This window comes from Butyrivibrio sp. AE3006 (assembly GCF_000424165.1).
Classification (GTDB): Bacteria; Bacillota; Clostridia; order Lachnospirales; family Lachnospiraceae; genus Butyrivibrio.
This window is the reverse complement of record NZ_AUJJ01000022.1, coordinates 1-16,801: the sequence shown is the minus strand read 5'-3', so window position 1 is coordinate 16,801 and position 16,801 is coordinate 1. Positions and strand designations below refer to the sequence as shown.

The window sequence follows — 16,801 nt, the reverse complement described above, 5'->3', positions numbered from 1 at the left end:
ATACAATTTATCTCTTCAAAAAGTTCAACAATGCTCCGCTGGAAATAAGCTGTCCAAGTGCATCCGCAAGCTTAGCTCTCTGCCTGTTTCCGTCTTCCAGCTGCATATTGATTCGCTTAAGCTCTGCCAATATTTCACTATTATCCGGCGCAGGCGCCTGCGTAGGAACCTGCGCTCTGTACTGTTCACCTTTCAGGCCATATCCGCAGTTAGGACAAAATCTCTCATGACCATTTAAATCAAGACCGCAATTAGGACAATTCATATAAACACCTGCCTTTCTTGTAAACATTCAATAGCATAGATTCCTGTTTTCCTTAAACGCTCTCAGAATAGTTATATCTAGGGACCAGGTATGCTCAAGTAATCTTCTTGCGCAGAGGAATTTCTAATTTCCCTCTAAATAGAGGCGTGACTACCTTCATCATCAGCTTCAACAAGCTTCTCACGCAGAGAAATTTCTAATTTTTCCCAAAATAGAGGCGTGACAGTCCTCATCACAAGCTCAAAAAGACTTTCTGCGCAGAGGAATTTCTAATTTTCCTCTAAATAGAGGCGTGACTGCCCTCATCACAAGCTCAAACAGGCTTCTCGCGCAGAGGAATTTCTAATTTTTCCCAAAATAGAGGCGCGGCTGCCCTCATCACAAGCTCAAACAGGCTTCTCGCGCAGAGGAATTTCTAATTTTTCCCAAAATAGAGGCGTGACTGCCTTTCTGCCAATCCAACTCCATAAACACATACTATTCCATGATATATATTTATTATCCCTCACATATCTAAAACCCTCGTAAACTGCGGCTTAAAGGATAATTAAATGGATTTTTAGTTTCTTTTCCTGCGTTATTTTTCTGCAATATTTTTCCATTGAAAAAGGCAGGAATTTCTTCCCGCCTTGATAAACCAAATATTATTATTCACTTATTTATACTCTTTTATAATATCTCTTCAATATTTTCTTCATCCCCTATAAAACACCTGGACTCTGCTGCAAGGGATCTTTGGGTCTTTATCGTACAGATCCTCGTCGTCTGCATACCAGAAACCGGAAATGACCTTGATATCTTCAGCCTTGCATTTCAATACTGCTGCCGCGTAGTCTTTCGCCAACTCCAATGGGCACCTGACTGAGACTGTTATATAGTCTCTCCCGTCTTCGACGCCAAAATATGTCTGCGTAAAATAATCCTCTTCCACTTGATGTCTGATGTTTTTCATGACAAGCTCTCCCCCAAAGCCTCAACAAGGCTAAACCAAATAGCCACAACAGCAAAAAAACCAGGTACTGCCTCAGCATCAATCCCGGCATTAGCATTAGCATTACCACTTACCACATTATCGCCCCAAGCACTAACTCCAGCATCAATTTGATAAATCTATGATATCACTTCTTGCTTATAAACTCCGCTATCTCTTCCATATCCTCAGAAAAGAGAACCCTTCTAAAGTACTCCTTCTGTCCAAGGCCGTTATTTATGACATTATCAATGACGCCCTTAAATGGCTGATAATATCCGTCTGTATTGAAAAAGACGATGGGACAGGTAGTGATATCAAGACTCCCAAGAGCCATTACTTCTGTGATTTCATCCAGGGTTCCAATGCCGCCGGGGAGAGCCACAAAAGCATCTGCCAGCTCGATCATTTTTGCTTTTCTCTCGGCCATGGTGGCAGTCTCTATGTACTCAGTAAGGCCATGATGTTTCCTCTCCTGAATCTGTGGAACGTCGGGGAGAACTCCGATAACTTTGCCGCCTGCTTCCAAAGTACTGTCACTTACAGCTCCCATGAGGCCTTTGCTGGCCCCGCCGTAAACAAGAGTGTGTCCGTTTTCGCCTATCCATTTGCCCAGTGTCCTTGCTGACTCTGTGAACTTCTCATTATTCCCACTTGTTGACCCGCAATATACCACAATATTCATCAGCATCTTTCCTCCTGATATTGCTACTTACAAGTAATCATATCCCACAAGGTTTCTTTTTGATCTATGCCGAAATTTAGGATTTTCCATAATGAATCCACAGCATATGGACCATAAGTCTGCATGTATGAAATGTGCATCTGTTCTGCGCCTAAAAAGATCAGATCGTATTCTTCTTTCGTCAATTCTTCTTCGCCGTAATATCCTCTAAGGAAGCTTTTAGCCAGATCAAAGCGATAATTCATCTCTTCGGTATCATGATTAAAGTCTACAAACTGCATGATGAAAGGCCACCCAAGATCAAGATATCTACTGCCAATTCCGGCGTCATCCAGATCGACAAACATCACCTTTCCATCCTTGCTTAGCATTACGTTATGTGGACCTATATCGGTATGAACAAAGCATTGATCCAATTGTTCAAAATCAGGAATATCGTCCAGAATTGCATCGAATTCTTTAACAAAGCTGCGATCTCTGAACCATTCATAAAAACGCATTTTGCTCTGAGTAAAAGGAGATTTAATGTTATATCCTTCCAGCTTATGCAACTGCCTCAATGCTTTACCGATCATGTATTCATCGTCGGGAGTCTCTTGCATTTGCCTGCCATCAATAAACTCCATAAGATAAAGCCAAAAATCGCCGTCACATATATAGAATTTACCTGTTTTCGCAGGGATAATTCTTGGTGCTACGCCCTTTTCATTTCCTAAAAACAAGTGTGCCTGAGCATTACTCGATATAACAGTTTCAGGCATTTCGCAAGAAAATCCCTTTAAAATATAAAATCCAGAATTCGTTTTTATTTTGTAAACAGGTCTTTTTATATCTTCCTTTAGCTGTTCTAGAATATGCGGATTATCAAGATCCCAATTTTTCAGTAAATAATCTAATTGACTCTGTATCCCTGCCAACGCCGGTTCTCCTAATAATCAATAAAATTGACTCCGTCCCCCTGGTCCACTTTATTTTGGTCCACTAACCACGTCCCCGTGGTCCACTTTTGGCAGATTCCAGAGGAAATGTCTTGCCAGAACTCTGAGCAAAATCACAAGGGCAAAGCTGCATACCATCGCAGCATTCCAGGCATGAAAAAGTTCGTGCATGAAAACCATGAGAATTCCGCCAATTATTACGGGAAGGGCATAAACATGCTTTACGAAAATAGCAGGCATCTGATTGGAAAGAACGTCCCTAAGCACGCCTCCGCCGACACCTGTGATAAAGCCGAGAAAAACAAGGAGAAACAGATCATCAGCGTAACCAAAATTAGCTCCGATCATGACACCGTCAACCATAAATGCCGCAAGCCCAAGAGTATCAGATACAAAAAGCCCCCTGTCATAGAGACCTGTAAACTTCTCAGGTACACCCTTATGGAAAAACATTATGCAAAAAACAATGTTGGCAACAATGGCTGCCACCAAAACATAAAAGGGATTAATAAACATCTGCGGCGGAAAATTGCCCATGACAATATCTCGCATAAGACCGCCTCCGCAAGCCGTCAGAATGGCAAGAATATTAACACCGAATATATCCATCCTCTTCTGGATACCTGTGATCGCACCGGATATAGCAAAGGCAACTGTGCCTATAAAATCGAAAATTCCTAAAAGAAGTACTGACATTTCCCCAAATACCTTCCCCAAAATACTTAATCAGCGTATTCTATGATACTCCTTTTTTACCTTGTTTTGTACTGTTCCTGACAGTAATATCATCTTTGCATTTTTTATTTTGTCTGTCTACTTCCTAAATGCTCAGCTGAATCGCACAGTCAGAACAGTCAGAGCGTCTATATTATAGTGTAATATAACAGTTGTTTCTTATTCATGACTCCATAAAAAAGAAGTATTCTTCAGCGATGCAATAGGAAGTTAAATGGAAACTCATTTTTGATATAATTCTCAAAAACCCGCTCTGTGACAAATTTTGAGAGGTACTACTTCAAAAATTAAGTAGTGCATGAATCACCTAAATGGTATTTTTTATGATAGATGAGTCATAGTAGGCGAACTATTATACTCACCGTGTGACCCTTTGGCTCGCCCCCTTCTTTTCTGTCATGGGGTCGCATCATTTTTGCTTGATTTCATGGAAAAACAGCTCAGGACTTTTGGTCTTGAGCTGTTTGCATTTAAGTTCAATATATAAATTCATGTGTTATTTTTCTAAAGCCTTTTCCTCGTTCTTGATCTCCCAATGGATCAGAAAAGTCAGAGCAGCTCTCAAAGTTATGATAGCTCCCAGGATTCCAAGCTCAGCCCATTCACGAACAACAACTGTTCTCAAAACCTCACCGCCAAGCTTAAATTCCAAAGCAAGTGCTATGCCCTGGGCAAGCTCAAGTCTTATGGCATCATTTTTCTTTATCCAGTAAATGAAGCTCTTCACACCGGTGTACACCAGAATGCAGATGCCAAAGAATTCCAATAAAAGTGTAGAAAACTCAACCACATAACGAAGCAAATTTTCCGCTGCCAGATAGGTCTGTTCCATAGCGCTCTCCTTTTTTGGAAACCAAAAACATTAACCTATCTTAATTATGACACAGACTTATGAAAAATAAAGTTAAATATCGCTAAAAAAGTATTAAAAATCCGTTTATTAACCGGTTTGTCAAAAACATAGCAATATTTGGAAAGAAGCGCTCCACACAAGGGTATATGATACTATTATAAGTTCGGGCAGAATGCGCCGATGGCCATGGATACAGACAAAATCCGGGCCTAAGTCCAATCAAAATAGCCTGAACCAAAGGAGGAGCAAAAAACAATGGATTACGTTTTTGAAATGCCGGGGGAAATGCTCGTAGAAGCGGAAAAGAAGGGCCGCGTCGAGCTGCTTGAGTACGATTCAAACACTTATGATGAAGAGAACAGAACTCTTCACAAAAAAGCATGGGTATATCTTCCCTATGATTATGATGAAACCAAAAACTACAACATTCTCTACCTGCTGCATGGCGGCGGATTTACACAGGACTGGTGGCTTAAGCTTTTCCCTGACACTGTGACAATACTTGATAACATGATAGAGAAAAAGCTCTGCGATCCCTGCATCGTTGTAACACCTACTTTCTATCACGATGAGGATGACAAGCACACCAAGGATGAGTCCAGATGTGAAAACTTCTGTCACGAACTTCGCAAAGACCTGATTCCTGCAGCCGAGAGCAAGTATGCAGGATTCTCGGGAAAAGATATATCTGAGGAGAATCTCATTAAGACAAGAGATCACCGTGCTTTTGCAGGGCTTTCTCTTGGTTCAATGACCACCTACAGAGCTGCTTTCTACAATAACTTCGATCTGTTTGCATGGTATGGTCCCTTCTCAGGATGCTGCGGCCCCTTCGGTGATCACGAGGTTGAGGTTAAGAGAATCTGCGAGACACTTGAAAAGGGCAAAGAAAATGGCTACGACCTTAAGTTCATGCTTTGCTGCAACGGTGATAAGGACATCGCCTTCGAGGAGCACAAGGATATCATGGAAAAAGCAGTTGCTAAGAGCGACCTGCTGGTTCAGGATAAGAACTACGATTTCTTCATTATCCCCGGCGGTGTTCACGACATGAAAGCTTGGCAGCTTCACATGTACCATGCACTTCAGGTCTTCTTTAAAAATTGATACTGAAGTTAACTGCACCATCATGATAGAGGGATGCTCCAAACGGCAGCACGTGCCCTCTTCTGTATGAAAAATTTTTAATACTGTTTGTAGGAAAAGTATTTATTAGTTGCATGGCATATCCCCCTACTGGTCTTTATCCGGTAACCTGAACATGTCCACGTTGCCATCTGAAAGCAGCTTACCATCAGGTGTCGTCACCCTGGCATGAATAACCACAACACTTTTACCACGCTTTATTACACTGCTCTCGGCAAAAATCTCCTTTGCGTCCTTTGTATTTGAAAGATAATTCACATAGACGTTCTGGGTCACATAATTGTGATTATCGGCTCTGGCCGTTATTCCCGCGACGCAGTCCATAAGTGTATACAAAAGACCGCCGTGAACCATCCCGTATGGATTACAGGAATTCTCCGTTATGGTGGCCTTAAGAACGCTTTTCTCGGGAGATATCTCCACAATCTCTATGTTGTTATATTCCATAAAAGGATTTCGCAACCTGCTTAATGGATAATCATTTCCGCTATTGCTTCCCATAAACGCCTCCTGCATTTATCATAGATACCCAATATTTATAAAAAAGATCAGGACTTTTTCTTGCCAATCTCAAACATAATAGCCGGAATATGGCAGTATCCCTGAGGATTCTTCACAAGGTATTTCTGGTGATACTCTTCTGCCTTATAGAAATTCTCAAGGGGCTTAACCTCTATGGCACTCTTTTGTCCAAGCTCCTCTTCAAGAGCAGCCATTCTTTTCTCGATAACAGAAAGCTGAGAATCATCTGTGTAGTAAATTCCTGTGCGGTACTGAATTCCCTCATCTCCGCCCTGCTTGTTAATTGATGTGGGATCAATGACCTTAAAATAATATCCGATCAGCTCATCAAGTGTGATAACGCTGCTGTCAAACTCAACCTTCACTGTCTCTGCATGACCTGAATCATTGCAGACCTCCTCGTAGGTAGGATTCTCGGTGGGGCCGTTGGCATAGCCCGTATCAGTACTGATAACACCGTCAAACTGGTCAAAAAATCTCTGAGTGCCCCAGAAGCACCCACCTGCAAAATAAATAGTTTCCATAATTACTCTCCTCCGTTACTTAAAGCCATCAGATCATTCTGAAAAACTGAACCCTTGTCCTTAACAATCTGATCAAAATTACAATTACAGCAATAACCAAAATCACTGAAAGAAACAGCCATACATTATCTTTAAACATATCCATGTTTGAATACGAATAAAGAAGACCCGCATAGCGATAGGCCATATTCCGCGCATATTCAGGACCGATGATATTCACTCCGCGGTTTAGGAGCTTTAGAAGTCCTTCATTTCCTATCTTTACTCCAAAGCACCTGTCATCAGCCATACTAAGCTGCTTAAGGGAAAGGCCCGAATACTTTCTGTTCCTTAAAATATCGTTTGCACGAAGACCATTAAGTGTGGTCGCATTTGCTTCTCCCGCAAGAACAGCATCAAGGCACTCCTCTATCGAAGGATACAGGCTTACCTCAGCCCCGGGAAAATTAGTTTTGATGTAATAGTACTGCATCTTGTTGTTTTCATTTACAGCAAAATGAGTAACCACATCGTCGTTATATTCTCCTAAGTAAACCAGATCGCTGGATGTTGAAATCACTGCATTTGACTGGTATATCCCGTTTTCCTCGGAATAGTAAAGGCCGCCTCCCACAGGAAAAGCCACATCAATATCGCCTCTTGTAACATCATAAATCATGTCATCGTAGCTGCGATACCCCACATAACCTACATCTATTCCGGAAATATCTAAACTTTCCAAAATAGTGGGAATCAGATCCTTTATTACACCAGTCACATTGCCCTCTTCATCGGTATCACTGTAGGGCAGATAATTCTCAAGATAGCCAATAGTCAGGCTTGAATGCTCGCTCATCCAGGTCCTTTCAGATTCGGAAAAAGAACGACTTGAGATTGTGGATGCGTAGTACTTACTTCTAAGAGTACTTAAATAACTTGGTTCCTCCACAGAAAGCTGAAGCTGTGCATAATTAAGCTCATCCAAAATATCTTTTCTTTTAATATTTACACAAAGATAATAATCATTGGCACCGAAATTACTGATAACCTCGGCATGCTCCCTTTCACGGGTACCATAGCCCTCAGCTGCCAGAATATCGATCTCCTTGGTATCAAAAGCTGTGAAAAGAGAATCATAATCCTCGAATATCACAACCTTTGCGGTGGTACCGCTTGCCACAAGATATTTCTCGAGCTCATCCACCATGGCGCTTCGTAAAACGCCGATCTTTTTCCCTCTTAAAGTCTTGGGATTCCTTGATACCGTGCCATCTCTGTCGTGTTTTACCAGAGTATAGGTCTCATTACCCATGGGCTCGTCGGGATATGCGATAATAGATGCTCTCTCCTCTTTCCAGGCGAGTCCCGCCATGAGATCTATCTCGCCCTTAACCAGCATGTCGTAGAGCTCCTGAAAACTCCCATAGACATATTCATATTTCCAGCCTGTGTATTCGGAAAGCTTACGATAATACTCGTATGCATAACCGGTTTTAACGGCGCCAACCGCAGCACCTTCCTCAAAAACTTCGTTCTCGTAGTATCCGACTCTTATGATCTTATCTTCTGGATCTGCCAAAGAGCCATCCTCTGCTCTTACAGACAAAGGACTTATAAAAACAGTTATAAGAACAATCAAAAACGAAAAACAAATAATCCTTTTCCCAATGCCAGAAAAAAGATTTCCCCATTTGCGACAACAACCCATATATAAAAAATTCTCCATCTCTTTAATCATACATATCTATGATAACAAAAGATGGAGAATTTCAGAAGTATTCTTCGCATTTATAATTAATTTAAAGTGCTGCGAATTCCTTTGCCCCACTGCTGTTTAACCAAAGCGCCATGACAATTGAAAGAACTGCAAAAGCCACTGTCCAGATCAGCATATAAACCATATTCCCTGCCAGATATCCAAAGAACATATAGCATGCTGTAAATATCACGCAGATAACCCAGCTTCCAAACATAGCAAGAAATACTCCGCCGCTGTGCTTTATTGGCTCAATCTCGTTTGTCCAGCTAAGGATCGGCATCTTTACTGCTATCATGGTATCAAGTATTGCCGAAAACAGAACAAATACCATAGGCATAAGCACCAGTAAAACCTTCTCTCCCAAAGGTGCATCAGCGCCGATAGCTGTCATTATGCTTCCCAAAAGCATCGGTATTCCCGTAAGGATAATCTGAAGTCCTGCCTTTGCTGCCAACGATGCCCAGGGCTTTATAGGAAGTGACCGGCTTATCCAAAGATTCTTTCCCTCCAGCGAAACAGATGGTGCAGCCATAGAATTCATCGAAGCAAGAAGGCACAGCGCCATGCACACAAGGATTGTTGCGCACTGAGGGCGATCTGCCATAGCTTCGTTTATAAGAGGCATAAACTCCTTAGCTTCCAAAAGGAAATAAACTCCCGCTGCAGGAATAAGAAGTATTCCAAGGCCACAGTTAAGCATATAGTTGGGACTTGATGTAAATCTTGTAAGCTCCTTTGAAAGCATTGCTCCGAAGAGGCTCTTTTCTTTAACCTTCTTCTCAACATAGCGCTGAGTTTTTACTTTTCCTGTAGCAGTGGCAATGGCCATAAAGCTCTTAAGCATCCTCATCCAGATAAAGATAACCACAGCAGAAACCACCACTGTAAAGCCGATTGCACAGACAATATCACCTGTTCCGATAAGGCCAAAGAGATAAAGAACATGAGCCACACCTTTTATCTTTTCGCCGTATTCCTGTGCATGAAGCAGCAGGTCTCTGATAAAAATCCCCGCCTTAAAATAAAAGAAATAATAGCCAACTATAAAAAGCAGTGTAACAGCCACAGTTACAAAACTTTTATTCTTTATCTTAAGACTTATCTTTGCCACAAATAGTCCAAGCAGACTCGAGAGGGCAAGAACAAAAAATGACAGGATAAAGAACAGCAAAAGCATACATATCAGCTTCATGACTGATACCCCGGTATCCATCAGATATACAATATCCATGGGTATCATAACCGTCACCAGATACATGGTTCCCATCAGATAAACATTAAGGAGTCTGGCACCTACAATCTTGCGAACAGGAATTGGCATTGAAAGAAGTAAATCATTATCCTTTGCAAGATACAAAGCGGTGTATGTGTTATACACGCTTCCAAAGCAGCCAAGGAGAATCGCCATTCCGCCCATCATAAGGAAATACATCCAGTCCATCCCTGCAGAAATGAGCGGGCCGCATAAAGTAAATGACAATGCAAGGAACATCCCTCCCAGGAGTCCCACCATTATCACAAAGAAAAATACAATCCACGCTCCGATAGCGAGGGGTGAGCGCATCTTGTTTTTCTTCGCATCGTAAAAATATCCTTTGAATACTTCAAATAGCTGCTTTTTAAGTAGAGTCCTAAGCATTTAGACCGCCTCCAGTTCAAGGAAAACATCTTCCAATGTATCATCGCCTTTGACTTCATCCATAGTTCCGACTTTTATAAGCTTGCCGTGATTGATTATGGCAACCTTGTCACAGAGTTTTTCTGCAACCTCAAGTACATGGGTTGAAAAGAAAATTGCACCGCCCTTATCGCAGTGAATTCGCATCATTTCCTTCAGAAGATGTGATGCCTTCGGATCAAGACCCACGAAGGGCTCATCCATTATTATGAGCTTAGGATCATGCATCCATGCCGAAATAAGTGCAAGCTTCTGCTTCATTCCGTGAGAGTATGCTGCGATAGGAAGTGCCAGATCATCTGTGATCTCAAACAGATCCGCATATTTTCTGATTCTGTCGTTTCGAAGATCTGAGGGTATCTCAAATATATCTCCGACAAAATTCAGATATTTGATTCCGCTCATGAAGTCATACAGATCCGGATTATCAGGAATGTAAGCAAGGTCTTTCTTACAGCGGATGGGATCTGCCTTCATGGAAATCCCATCTATAAGTATGTCCCCTTCATCAAAATTAAGGATACCTACAGCGCTCTTAAGTGTGGTACTTTTACCGGCACCATTGTGTCCGATAAAGCCAAAGATCTCTCCTTCCTTGATCTCAAGGCTAAGATCGTCTACGGCTTTTTTATCACCATAGGTTTTGGTTAAATGTTTTATTTCTAACATCTCAAAATCCCCCTTTATCTACTACTTTTGTCATTAACAGTTACGTCATTTTAAGGGTGCGTTTTCCTTTTACAGTGCTCTGACAATAAAATAGCAGATAATAAAAAACAGACCCATCCTGCACGGATAATGGTCTGTTTTACACCGCATTATAAATTCATTATCGGAGCCAAAAACTATGGCTGCCATACTGCCTTATACTATTGTATACTGCATCAGTTCGTATTTAAGCTGAGTCCCTTCCGCAATTCCATCAGGTAAAAGAGCTCTTGCCACAAGCTTAAGGTCATCGGACTCAATATCCGTTCTCCTTAAATTTGCATAATCGCCGTCAATACTTTCCACAACGTAATACCATGTCTCCATCTAAAGCACCCTTTCCTATTACATAGCCATGTCTCCAACGTTTTGACGTTTTAAAGCGTTAACTTAATTAAATGGATTATATCAGATGGCTTCCTATACCACAATAAAATTCATCAAGTTTTCCGATAAAAAAATCAAGTTTCCCATAAAATCACCATTTGCCGGGAACTAACTTAAATAAAGCAGTGTTTTTGAAGGCAATTGGACTGTCATATTCAAATGCAACTATTGCATCCTCGGTGGCCGTTACCGTCTGCATAATATCAGACGTATAAGGATCTGTAACATAGGCAAGAACCTGCCCCTTTTCCACGGTATCCCCCGCTTTTACAAGGGACTCAAGGAAACCTGCTTCCGTGGCTCTTATGCTAAGAAACTGCTCGCTCTCCACAACCTTTGAGGTATAGCCTGTCATGCCGGAATACTCGATGATATTCTCTTTTGCAAGAAAAGAGAGAACCGCATTTACTCCAAGTCTCGCACTGACTTTATCTATTTTTTCCGTACTTGATGTATAAATAGAAAACGCATCCGTATCCCATATCTGCCAGTTATAATTCAATGTAGCCGTATCAAAAGGTCTGGGATTATGCAGCACCACAAAGGGCAGACCAAACTTTTTTGCCAGCTCCACATTTTCATTTCCCGTCTTCATCATTCTGACCTGAGGTACAAAGTGCCCCGGCATGTAGAAGGATGCAAACTGAATTCCATATTTGTAATCCTTTATCTGATCAAAAATACCCGCTGCAACTCTCTGAGTGGTTTCGCCCTTGTCATAGCCGGGGAACATTCTGTTAATATCCGAGTTATCAATACTCCAGAATCGTTTCTTTATATTTACCGAATATGGATTTGCGCAGGGAATGACCATGATAGAGTGTCCCTCTGCAATAAATCCCTCTTCCTCCAGCATCTTAAGATCAGTAATAAGCCTGCTGCACACATAAATCTGCTGATACTCATTTCCTCTAAGACTTCCAAGGACACATGCTGTTTTTTCACCCTTTCCAAACCTGTAACCCTTTACCCTGAAATCATCCCTGTACAGACCTTTGAATGAATATAATTCAACCTCTTTCATAGCTGCTTCTCCATATATACCTTTTCTCTAAGGATTCTTCCCATAAGCGAGCCTTCTTCAACCACGGGATACTCTCTTACGGTAAATATCATTCCGTTTTCAGGTGCCTTAATATTCGCCATGGTTTCTCCGCTTAGAGGATTGATGATCCTGCCCACAAGCTCGTCTTTTTCCACAAAACTTCCATGAACCTTTTCCTTCATATATATTCCGGAACAGGGCGCGTTAAGGTAACACACATCTTCTTCATCTGCATCAAAAGCCACGATGGAATCCTTGACCATTGGCGGATTTCCGGTCCAAATGCCAAGCTCGCTCATAAGAGAAAAGATGCCGTTTGTAAGCTGATGTCCATATTCAGGAGTTATCCTCATTCCAACACCCATCTCCACAACCAGGGTATTTGTGCCCTTACTGTTAAGGGCGTAGGCAAGAGTTGATTCAAGAACCGTATTTGCTCCGTGGACCCAGATAAGATCCATGTTTGCTTTTTTAGCCAGAGGAACAAGTTCTTTTGCATGGAGCTCATTAATCCTTATCTGAGGAATCTCCGTAAGGAAAATATTGCTGGCATGGATATCAATGACAAGATCAGCTCCCTGCAGCTCTTCCACGATTTTTGCCGCGATAAATTCATTCATATCCCCGTCACGACTACCCGGGAAAATCCTGTTCATATCAAGATCAAAAGCAGGTATACCTCTTGTAATAGAGTCGATACCAAAAGGATTTAGAGCAGGATAAATATCAACTATACCGCTCAGATTCTCTGCTCCCTCTCTTAATAATCTCGCTATTTCAAAGCATACATACTGCCCTTCCAACTCATCGCCGTGAATTCCCGTTACTATGCATATTCGTTTTTTATCCTTTGTTTTCCCTTCAAGGAGCTCTATCCTGTGTTTCCTGATGGTGTATTCTTCGCCAACAGGAAGCGGTATTCTCACCACATCTTCTAGGGTTTCAATAAGTTCACTCATATTAAACCTCTTCCACAATCACTCTTATTCCCTGGGTCTGTGTAACATTTCCTGTAAAAATACCCTGATTAACAAGGCAATCAGCAGAGTCTCTTCCGTTTGATATTTTTATATATTCATCATCAACAAGTTTTCTGTTGGTGGGGTCAAAGCCATACCATTTTCTGTCATCCCAGACCTCAACCCATGCATGGGATCGGCCCTCACCCATCATCATGCCGGCCACATATCTGCAGGGTATTTTTTCGATCCTGCAAAGGGACAGCATTATGTGAGCGTAATCCTGACAGACACCGGTGCCACCGGACAAAGCCTGCTCCGCCGTAGTTTCCATACAGGTACAGCCCTGTCCATATACAAAGAATTCATTCAATCTCTCCATAATGTGCAGGGCCTTATCTTTTGCATTTTTCATTTCGGACAAAGAGAGTCCGCTGTAAAAATCGACTATACTGTTTCCCGGCATCGTAATAGGAGTCTGATATCTGTACAGGCCCACTCTGTGAAGTTCCTGGGATTTTTCATATTCAGAAAGCCCCGTAGTAGCCATGCCTGTAATATCAAATCCGAAGCTGTTGTGGAACTCATTGGTATATCCAAACAGCGTTATGTTTCCGTAAGAATCAGTATCTTCACTTGTTATGTGATCAGGGTAAACGGATATGCTTATCTCATCGATATGCTGCATATCCGTATCATGAGGTATGCACTTTAGAGAAAATCTGTGGTTAGTCACAGCTCCGCTAAAGGATAATCTCATGTGATACCCAAACCTTAGTTTTTTCACAGATCATCACCTACCAGTTTTTCGACAGATTCAATCAGTTTTTCATAGGGAAGGTCGTCCAGCTGAACGAGATAATTCACGTGTGCCATGGTCTTGAAGCTGTATCTCATTGTGCTCTTATCAATTCTGTTTGAAAGTCTTCTGGCCTCCCTTCTTATTTTCTCCGGCGGTTCCTTAAGACGGGCATAGAGATCAATCCTTTCTACAATCTTTCCCACCCGTATCATGTTTCTGATTGAGGACTCATCTATGGCATCATCTGCCATACCCCAAAATGCCACCAGGTTATCGGTTACCTTCTGCAAACCGATCAGCGGCGCCTTAGAAATAGCTGCCTGGTTCATGGCATACACTGCAAGCTGAATGTAGGAAAGAGTATCACTTCCTATCTCTTCACGGAGAACTATTGCGTTATCATAGGCCCGCATAAGATTAGAGAAAATAGAATTCTCATCCTCCAAAGAAAAGCAGTACCTGCCGGCAAAGTCCTCTCTGGACTTATAAACATTTGGTATATCCTGACTTTTACAGAACTCTGAATATTCAAGGTCATCAATATCTATCATGGAGTCGAATCTTGTCTCGAAAATTTTGATGGTGGAATAAACCCGTTCCGTATATCTGCCAAGCCAGTAAAGTCTGTCGGTGTTTTCTACTGAGATAATACCCATGTGTCCTTAAAACCTCCTCCCTGTGATGAATTTACGATAAATGAATCAGGATTTCTGGAAAATCTGGTGAGGCCGCTTTTCCATACCATAGGCTCATCCGCCATAAGTACAAAGGCTCTTAGATCCGCCTTTCTCGGAAGGAGCTGGCCGCCCTCGATTATGTCTATATCAAGGAAATCAATGACCTCCTGAGCGATGAATCTTCTGTGCTCTCTTTGTAGCATTGCCTTGAAGTTCTCTTTCTCGTCAGCGCTCATCCTATTTCCAAATACCACGCCGTATCCGCCTGCTTCTGCCACATCCTTGAGAACCAGATCATCAAGATGCGCCAAAATGTATTTCATATCATCCTCATAGTAAGGCAGATATGTGGGAGCATTTTTCAGAATTGCTTCTTCTCCCAGATAGTAGCTGATCATTTTGGGAACGAAGTAGTAGATTCCCTTATCGTCCGCAGCGCCGTTTCCGGGTGCGTTTATTAGCGCCACATTACCTTTTCTGTATATATCAAAAATGTGCGGAATTCCGATAACCGATTCCTTGTTAAAATTCATAGGATCAAGATACTCATCTGAGATACGCCTGTATACTGCACCTACTCTCTCTTTTCTTCCGGAGTAGTCAATGAAATACAGATAATCATTCTCCACAATAAGCTCGTGTCCCGTCACAAGATGTGCACCTGTTTTCTCAGCAAGATAAGAATGTTCAAAATAAGCGGCGTTATATCGTCCGGGAGAAAGTATCACCGTATGTCCGCCCACATTCACGTGGTCCATGGTCCTTCGAAGGAGCGATGCATAGTTTCTGTTATCCTCAATATGCCTTCCCGCGAAAAGATCCGGCGCGCTCCGTCTTGCAATTTTCCTTGCTATCATGGGATAAGAAGCACCTGAAGGGATTCTCAGATTATCCTCAAGGATATACCATTCCCCGTTTTTTCCCTGCACAAGATCGATACCGGAAATATGGGAATATATACCCTTTGGCGGCTTTATCCCTTCGCACTGGGGCAGGTACCCGCTTCCTGCATAGATGAATTCTTCAGGCACCACGCCATCCTTAACGATGCGCTTATCTCCGTAAATATCCTCAATGAAAAGATTGAGGGCCATTACCCTTTGCTTTAACCCCTTTTCAAGGTAACTGAACTCTTTGCTGTCAATGACCCTGGGGATCATGTCAAAGGGAAAAAGCTGTTCCTTAAACTCATTGTTTTTATAGATTCCAAACTTTACGCCATACCTGGCCAGCTGCTCGTTCACATCCCCCGCACCTGCGTATAGCTCCATGTCCTCTACCCGTTCCATTTTGCTGAAAATATCCGTATAGGTCGTCATACTTCTGCTCCTTCCTCTTTTTGTGCTTCAATGTCTGCTCCGGTAATATGTTGTGAATAGTTTTTCCCGTAAAACTCCTTAAAGATAAGAGTAGAGTTAAGTACAACTCCGAGGAAAATTCCTATCAGGGTATCAAAGGATCTGTTAAGAACGAATAAGTAAGGATTATCATCCATGAAATGATTAACAACTATGCTCAGAAATACTACGCAGGAAAAATATGAAGCCTTCTTCTGCTGAATCACTACTGTCGTATAAATAATAGGAATCAGCATAAAAGAGATAATTGCGTAATGCCAAAAGCTGTCACCTATAGCCGGAATATTCATTCTGAAAAGTATATAGATGAGTCCGTATACGGCACCGATAAAGGTTCCGATTGTCCGCTGCAGCGCATTCCCTAAGGTGTTACTCGTCTGATTCTGTATACACCAAAGCACTGCAAGAGCCGAATAGAATGGTGTGCCCTGCTTTCCCCTGAGAAAATAAATTACAAAACACAGCAGCACCCCGACGGCTGATTTGATTATCCGCATTCCGATAGGCGGAAAAATAACCCCAAATTTCTTCATGTTTTGCGCAAGTTTGCTCCTCTCTATATTCCCCTCTCGAAATGTAAAAAGCATTTTATAATCGAGTAGGAGGCTACCCCTCAAGTGAGTAGCCGACCTCACACACCACCCGGCATACCGTTCGGTACCAAGGCGGTTCCTTTAGTTTTCAACAGACTTTCAGATAATAGTCAAGCATGGACGTATATCCGAGCTTGGCTATTATTTTATTTGTAAGCGCAATGGAAAGCATCTGTGCCGCTCTCCAAGTGCCTTTTCTTGTATTGGCAAGCTTATGC

The 16,801-nt window shown here is 42.0% G+C and carries 19 protein-coding genes; 1 reads left to right on the top strand and 18 read right to left on the bottom strand.

Features of this window, described 5'->3' with window-relative positions:
- Positions 1–7 precede the first annotated feature (7 nt).
- The 6 genes from G603_RS0111905 to G603_RS0111875 all read right to left on the bottom strand — a co-directional run bounded on the left by G603_RS0111905 (position 8) and on the right by G603_RS0111875 (position 4,425).
- On the bottom strand, positions 8–292 hold the full coding sequence (locus G603_RS0111905) for a zinc-ribbon domain-containing protein (RefSeq protein ID WP_026670360.1): 285 nt from the start codon (positions 290–292) through the stop codon (positions 8–10).
- A 667-nt stretch (positions 293–959) separates the two neighbouring features.
- Positions 960–1,217, bottom strand: coding sequence for a hypothetical protein (locus G603_RS0111900; protein WP_026496158.1), 258 nt, complete (start codon positions 1,215–1,217; stop codon positions 960–962).
- A gap of 166 nt (positions 1,218–1,383) precedes the next feature.
- Entirely contained in the window at positions 1,384–1,920 is a 537-nt protein-coding gene (locus G603_RS0111890) for a TIGR00730 family Rossman fold protein (RefSeq protein ID WP_026670359.1), read from the bottom strand.
- A 23-nt stretch (positions 1,921–1,943) separates the two neighbouring features.
- Positions 1,944–2,837: a phosphotransferase gene (locus G603_RS0111885; RefSeq protein ID WP_026670358.1), complete on the bottom strand. Its 894-nt coding sequence runs from the start codon at positions 2,835–2,837 to the stop codon at positions 1,944–1,946.
- Positions 2,838–2,888: 51 nt separating this feature from the next.
- Positions 2,889–3,554, bottom strand: coding sequence for a trimeric intracellular cation channel family protein (locus G603_RS0111880; RefSeq protein WP_035793042.1), 666 nt, complete (start codon positions 3,552–3,554; stop codon positions 2,889–2,891).
- Positions 3,555–4,089: 535 nt separating this feature from the next.
- Positions 4,090–4,425: a DUF1622 domain-containing protein gene (locus tag G603_RS0111875; protein WP_026496163.1), complete on the bottom strand. Its 336-nt coding sequence runs from the start codon at positions 4,423–4,425 to the stop codon at positions 4,090–4,092.
- A gap of 276 nt (positions 4,426–4,701) precedes the next feature.
- On the opposite strand from G603_RS0111875, the gene G603_RS0111870 reads away from it, so the two are divergent.
- Positions 4,702–5,553 (top strand): alpha/beta hydrolase, encoded by an 852-nt coding sequence (locus G603_RS0111870; RefSeq protein WP_026670356.1) that lies wholly within the window; start codon positions 4,702–4,704, stop codon positions 5,551–5,553.
- 126 nt (positions 5,554–5,679) lie between these two features.
- On the opposite strand, the gene G603_RS0111860 is transcribed toward G603_RS0111870, so the two are convergent.
- The 12 genes from G603_RS0111860 to G603_RS20205 form a co-directional block, all read right to left on the bottom strand.
- Positions 5,680–6,093, bottom strand: coding sequence for a PaaI family thioesterase (locus tag G603_RS0111860; protein ID WP_051207798.1), 414 nt, complete (start codon positions 6,091–6,093; stop codon positions 5,680–5,682).
- A gap of 47 nt (positions 6,094–6,140) precedes the next feature.
- Entirely contained in the window at positions 6,141–6,638 is a 498-nt protein-coding gene (msrA, locus tag G603_RS20210; RefSeq protein ID WP_035793039.1) for a peptide-methionine (S)-S-oxide reductase MsrA, read from the bottom strand.
- 28 nt (positions 6,639–6,666) lie between these two features.
- Positions 6,667–8,196: a transporter substrate-binding domain-containing protein gene (locus G603_RS0111850; RefSeq protein WP_026670354.1), complete on the bottom strand. Its 1,530-nt coding sequence runs from the start codon at positions 8,194–8,196 to the stop codon at positions 6,667–6,669.
- Positions 8,197–8,416: 220 nt separating this feature from the next.
- On the bottom strand, positions 8,417–10,015 hold the full coding sequence (locus G603_RS0111845) for a hypothetical protein (protein ID WP_026670353.1): 1,599 nt from the start codon (positions 10,013–10,015) through the stop codon (positions 8,417–8,419).
- Positions 10,016–10,723, bottom strand: a complete 708-nt coding sequence (locus tag G603_RS0111840) for an ABC transporter ATP-binding protein (RefSeq protein ID WP_026670352.1) — start codon at positions 10,721–10,723, stop codon at positions 10,016–10,018. It abuts the gene before it with no gap.
- 195 nt (positions 10,724–10,918) lie between these two features.
- Positions 10,919–11,089, bottom strand: a complete 171-nt coding sequence (locus G603_RS0111835; RefSeq protein ID WP_026525002.1) for a hypothetical protein — start codon at positions 11,087–11,089, stop codon at positions 10,919–10,921.
- A 151-nt stretch (positions 11,090–11,240) separates the two neighbouring features.
- On the bottom strand, positions 11,241–12,173 hold the full coding sequence (locus tag G603_RS0111830; RefSeq protein ID WP_026670351.1) for a M14 family metallopeptidase: 933 nt from the start codon (positions 12,171–12,173) through the stop codon (positions 11,241–11,243).
- A complete protein-coding gene (locus G603_RS0111825) occupies positions 12,170–13,153 on the bottom strand; it encodes a M14 family metallopeptidase (RefSeq protein ID WP_026670350.1) in 984 nt (327 codons plus the stop codon). The genes G603_RS0111830 and G603_RS0111825 overlap by 4 nt, the downstream gene beginning before the upstream one ends.
- A gap of 1 nt (position 13,154) precedes the next feature.
- On the bottom strand, positions 13,155–13,940 hold the full coding sequence (locus G603_RS0111820; protein ID WP_026670349.1) for a transglutaminase-like domain-containing protein: 786 nt from the start codon (positions 13,938–13,940) through the stop codon (positions 13,155–13,157).
- Positions 13,937–14,611, bottom strand: coding sequence for an alpha-E domain-containing protein (locus G603_RS0111815; RefSeq protein WP_026670348.1), 675 nt, complete (start codon positions 14,609–14,611; stop codon positions 13,937–13,939). Before G603_RS0111815 ends, G603_RS0111820 begins: the two co-directional genes overlap by 4 nt.
- On the bottom strand, positions 14,593–15,951 hold the full coding sequence (locus G603_RS0111810) for a circularly permuted type 2 ATP-grasp protein (protein WP_330367646.1): 1,359 nt from the start codon (positions 15,949–15,951) through the stop codon (positions 14,593–14,595). The genes G603_RS0111815 and G603_RS0111810 overlap by 19 nt, the downstream gene beginning before the upstream one ends.
- Positions 15,948–16,523 (bottom strand): FUSC family protein, encoded by a 576-nt coding sequence (locus G603_RS20205; protein ID WP_051207794.1) that lies wholly within the window; start codon positions 16,521–16,523, stop codon positions 15,948–15,950. Before G603_RS20205 ends, G603_RS0111810 begins: the two co-directional genes overlap by 4 nt.
- Between the last annotated feature and the right edge of the window lie 278 nt (positions 16,524–16,801).

Coding starts and splice junctions, on each gene's coding strand:
- G603_RS0111905 (WP_026670360.1), bottom strand. CDS start 292: ATGTTTACAAGAAAGGCAGGTGTTTATATGAATTGTCCTAATTGCGGT.
- G603_RS0111900 (WP_026496158.1), bottom strand. CDS start 1,217: ATGAAAAACATCAGACATCAAGTGGAAGAGGATTATTTTACGCAGACA.
- G603_RS0111890 (WP_026670359.1), bottom strand. CDS start 1,920: ATGAATATTGTGGTATATTGCGGGTCAACAAGTGGGAATAATGAGAAG.
- G603_RS0111880 (WP_035793042.1), bottom strand. CDS start 3,554: ATGTCAGTACTTCTTTTAGGAATTTTCGATTTTATAGGCACAGTTGCC.
- G603_RS0111875 (WP_026496163.1), bottom strand. CDS start 4,425: ATGGAACAGACCTATCTGGCAGCGGAAAATTTGCTTCGTTATGTGGTT.
- G603_RS0111870 (WP_026670356.1), top strand. CDS start 4,702: ATGGATTACGTTTTTGAAATGCCGGGGGAAATGCTCGTAGAAGCGGAA.
- G603_RS0111860 (WP_051207798.1), bottom strand. CDS start 6,093: ATGGGAAGCAATAGCGGAAATGATTATCCATTAAGCAGGTTGCGAAAT.
- msrA (WP_035793039.1), bottom strand. CDS start 6,638: ATGGAAACTATTTATTTTGCAGGTGGGTGCTTCTGGGGCACTCAGAGA.
- G603_RS0111845 (WP_026670353.1), bottom strand. CDS start 10,015: ATGCTTAGGACTCTACTTAAAAAGCAGCTATTTGAAGTATTCAAAGGA.
- G603_RS0111840 (WP_026670352.1), bottom strand. CDS start 10,723: ATGTTAGAAATAAAACATTTAACCAAAACCTATGGTGATAAAAAAGCC.
- G603_RS0111835 (WP_026525002.1), bottom strand. CDS start 11,089: ATGGAGACATGGTATTACGTTGTGGAAAGTATTGACGGCGATTATGCA.
- G603_RS0111830 (WP_026670351.1), bottom strand. CDS start 12,173: ATGAAAGAGGTTGAATTATATTCATTCAAAGGTCTGTACAGGGATGAT.
- G603_RS0111825 (WP_026670350.1), bottom strand. CDS start 13,153: ATGAGTGAACTTATTGAAACCCTAGAAGATGTGGTGAGAATACCGCTT.
- G603_RS0111815 (WP_026670348.1), bottom strand. CDS start 14,611: ATGGGTATTATCTCAGTAGAAAACACCGACAGACTTTACTGGCTTGGC.
- G603_RS0111810 (WP_330367646.1), bottom strand. CDS start 15,951: ATGACGACCTATACGGATATTTTCAGCAAAATGGAACGGGTAGAGGAC.
- G603_RS20205 (WP_051207794.1), bottom strand. CDS start 16,523: ATGAAGAAATTTGGGGTTATTTTTCCGCCTATCGGAATGCGGATAATC.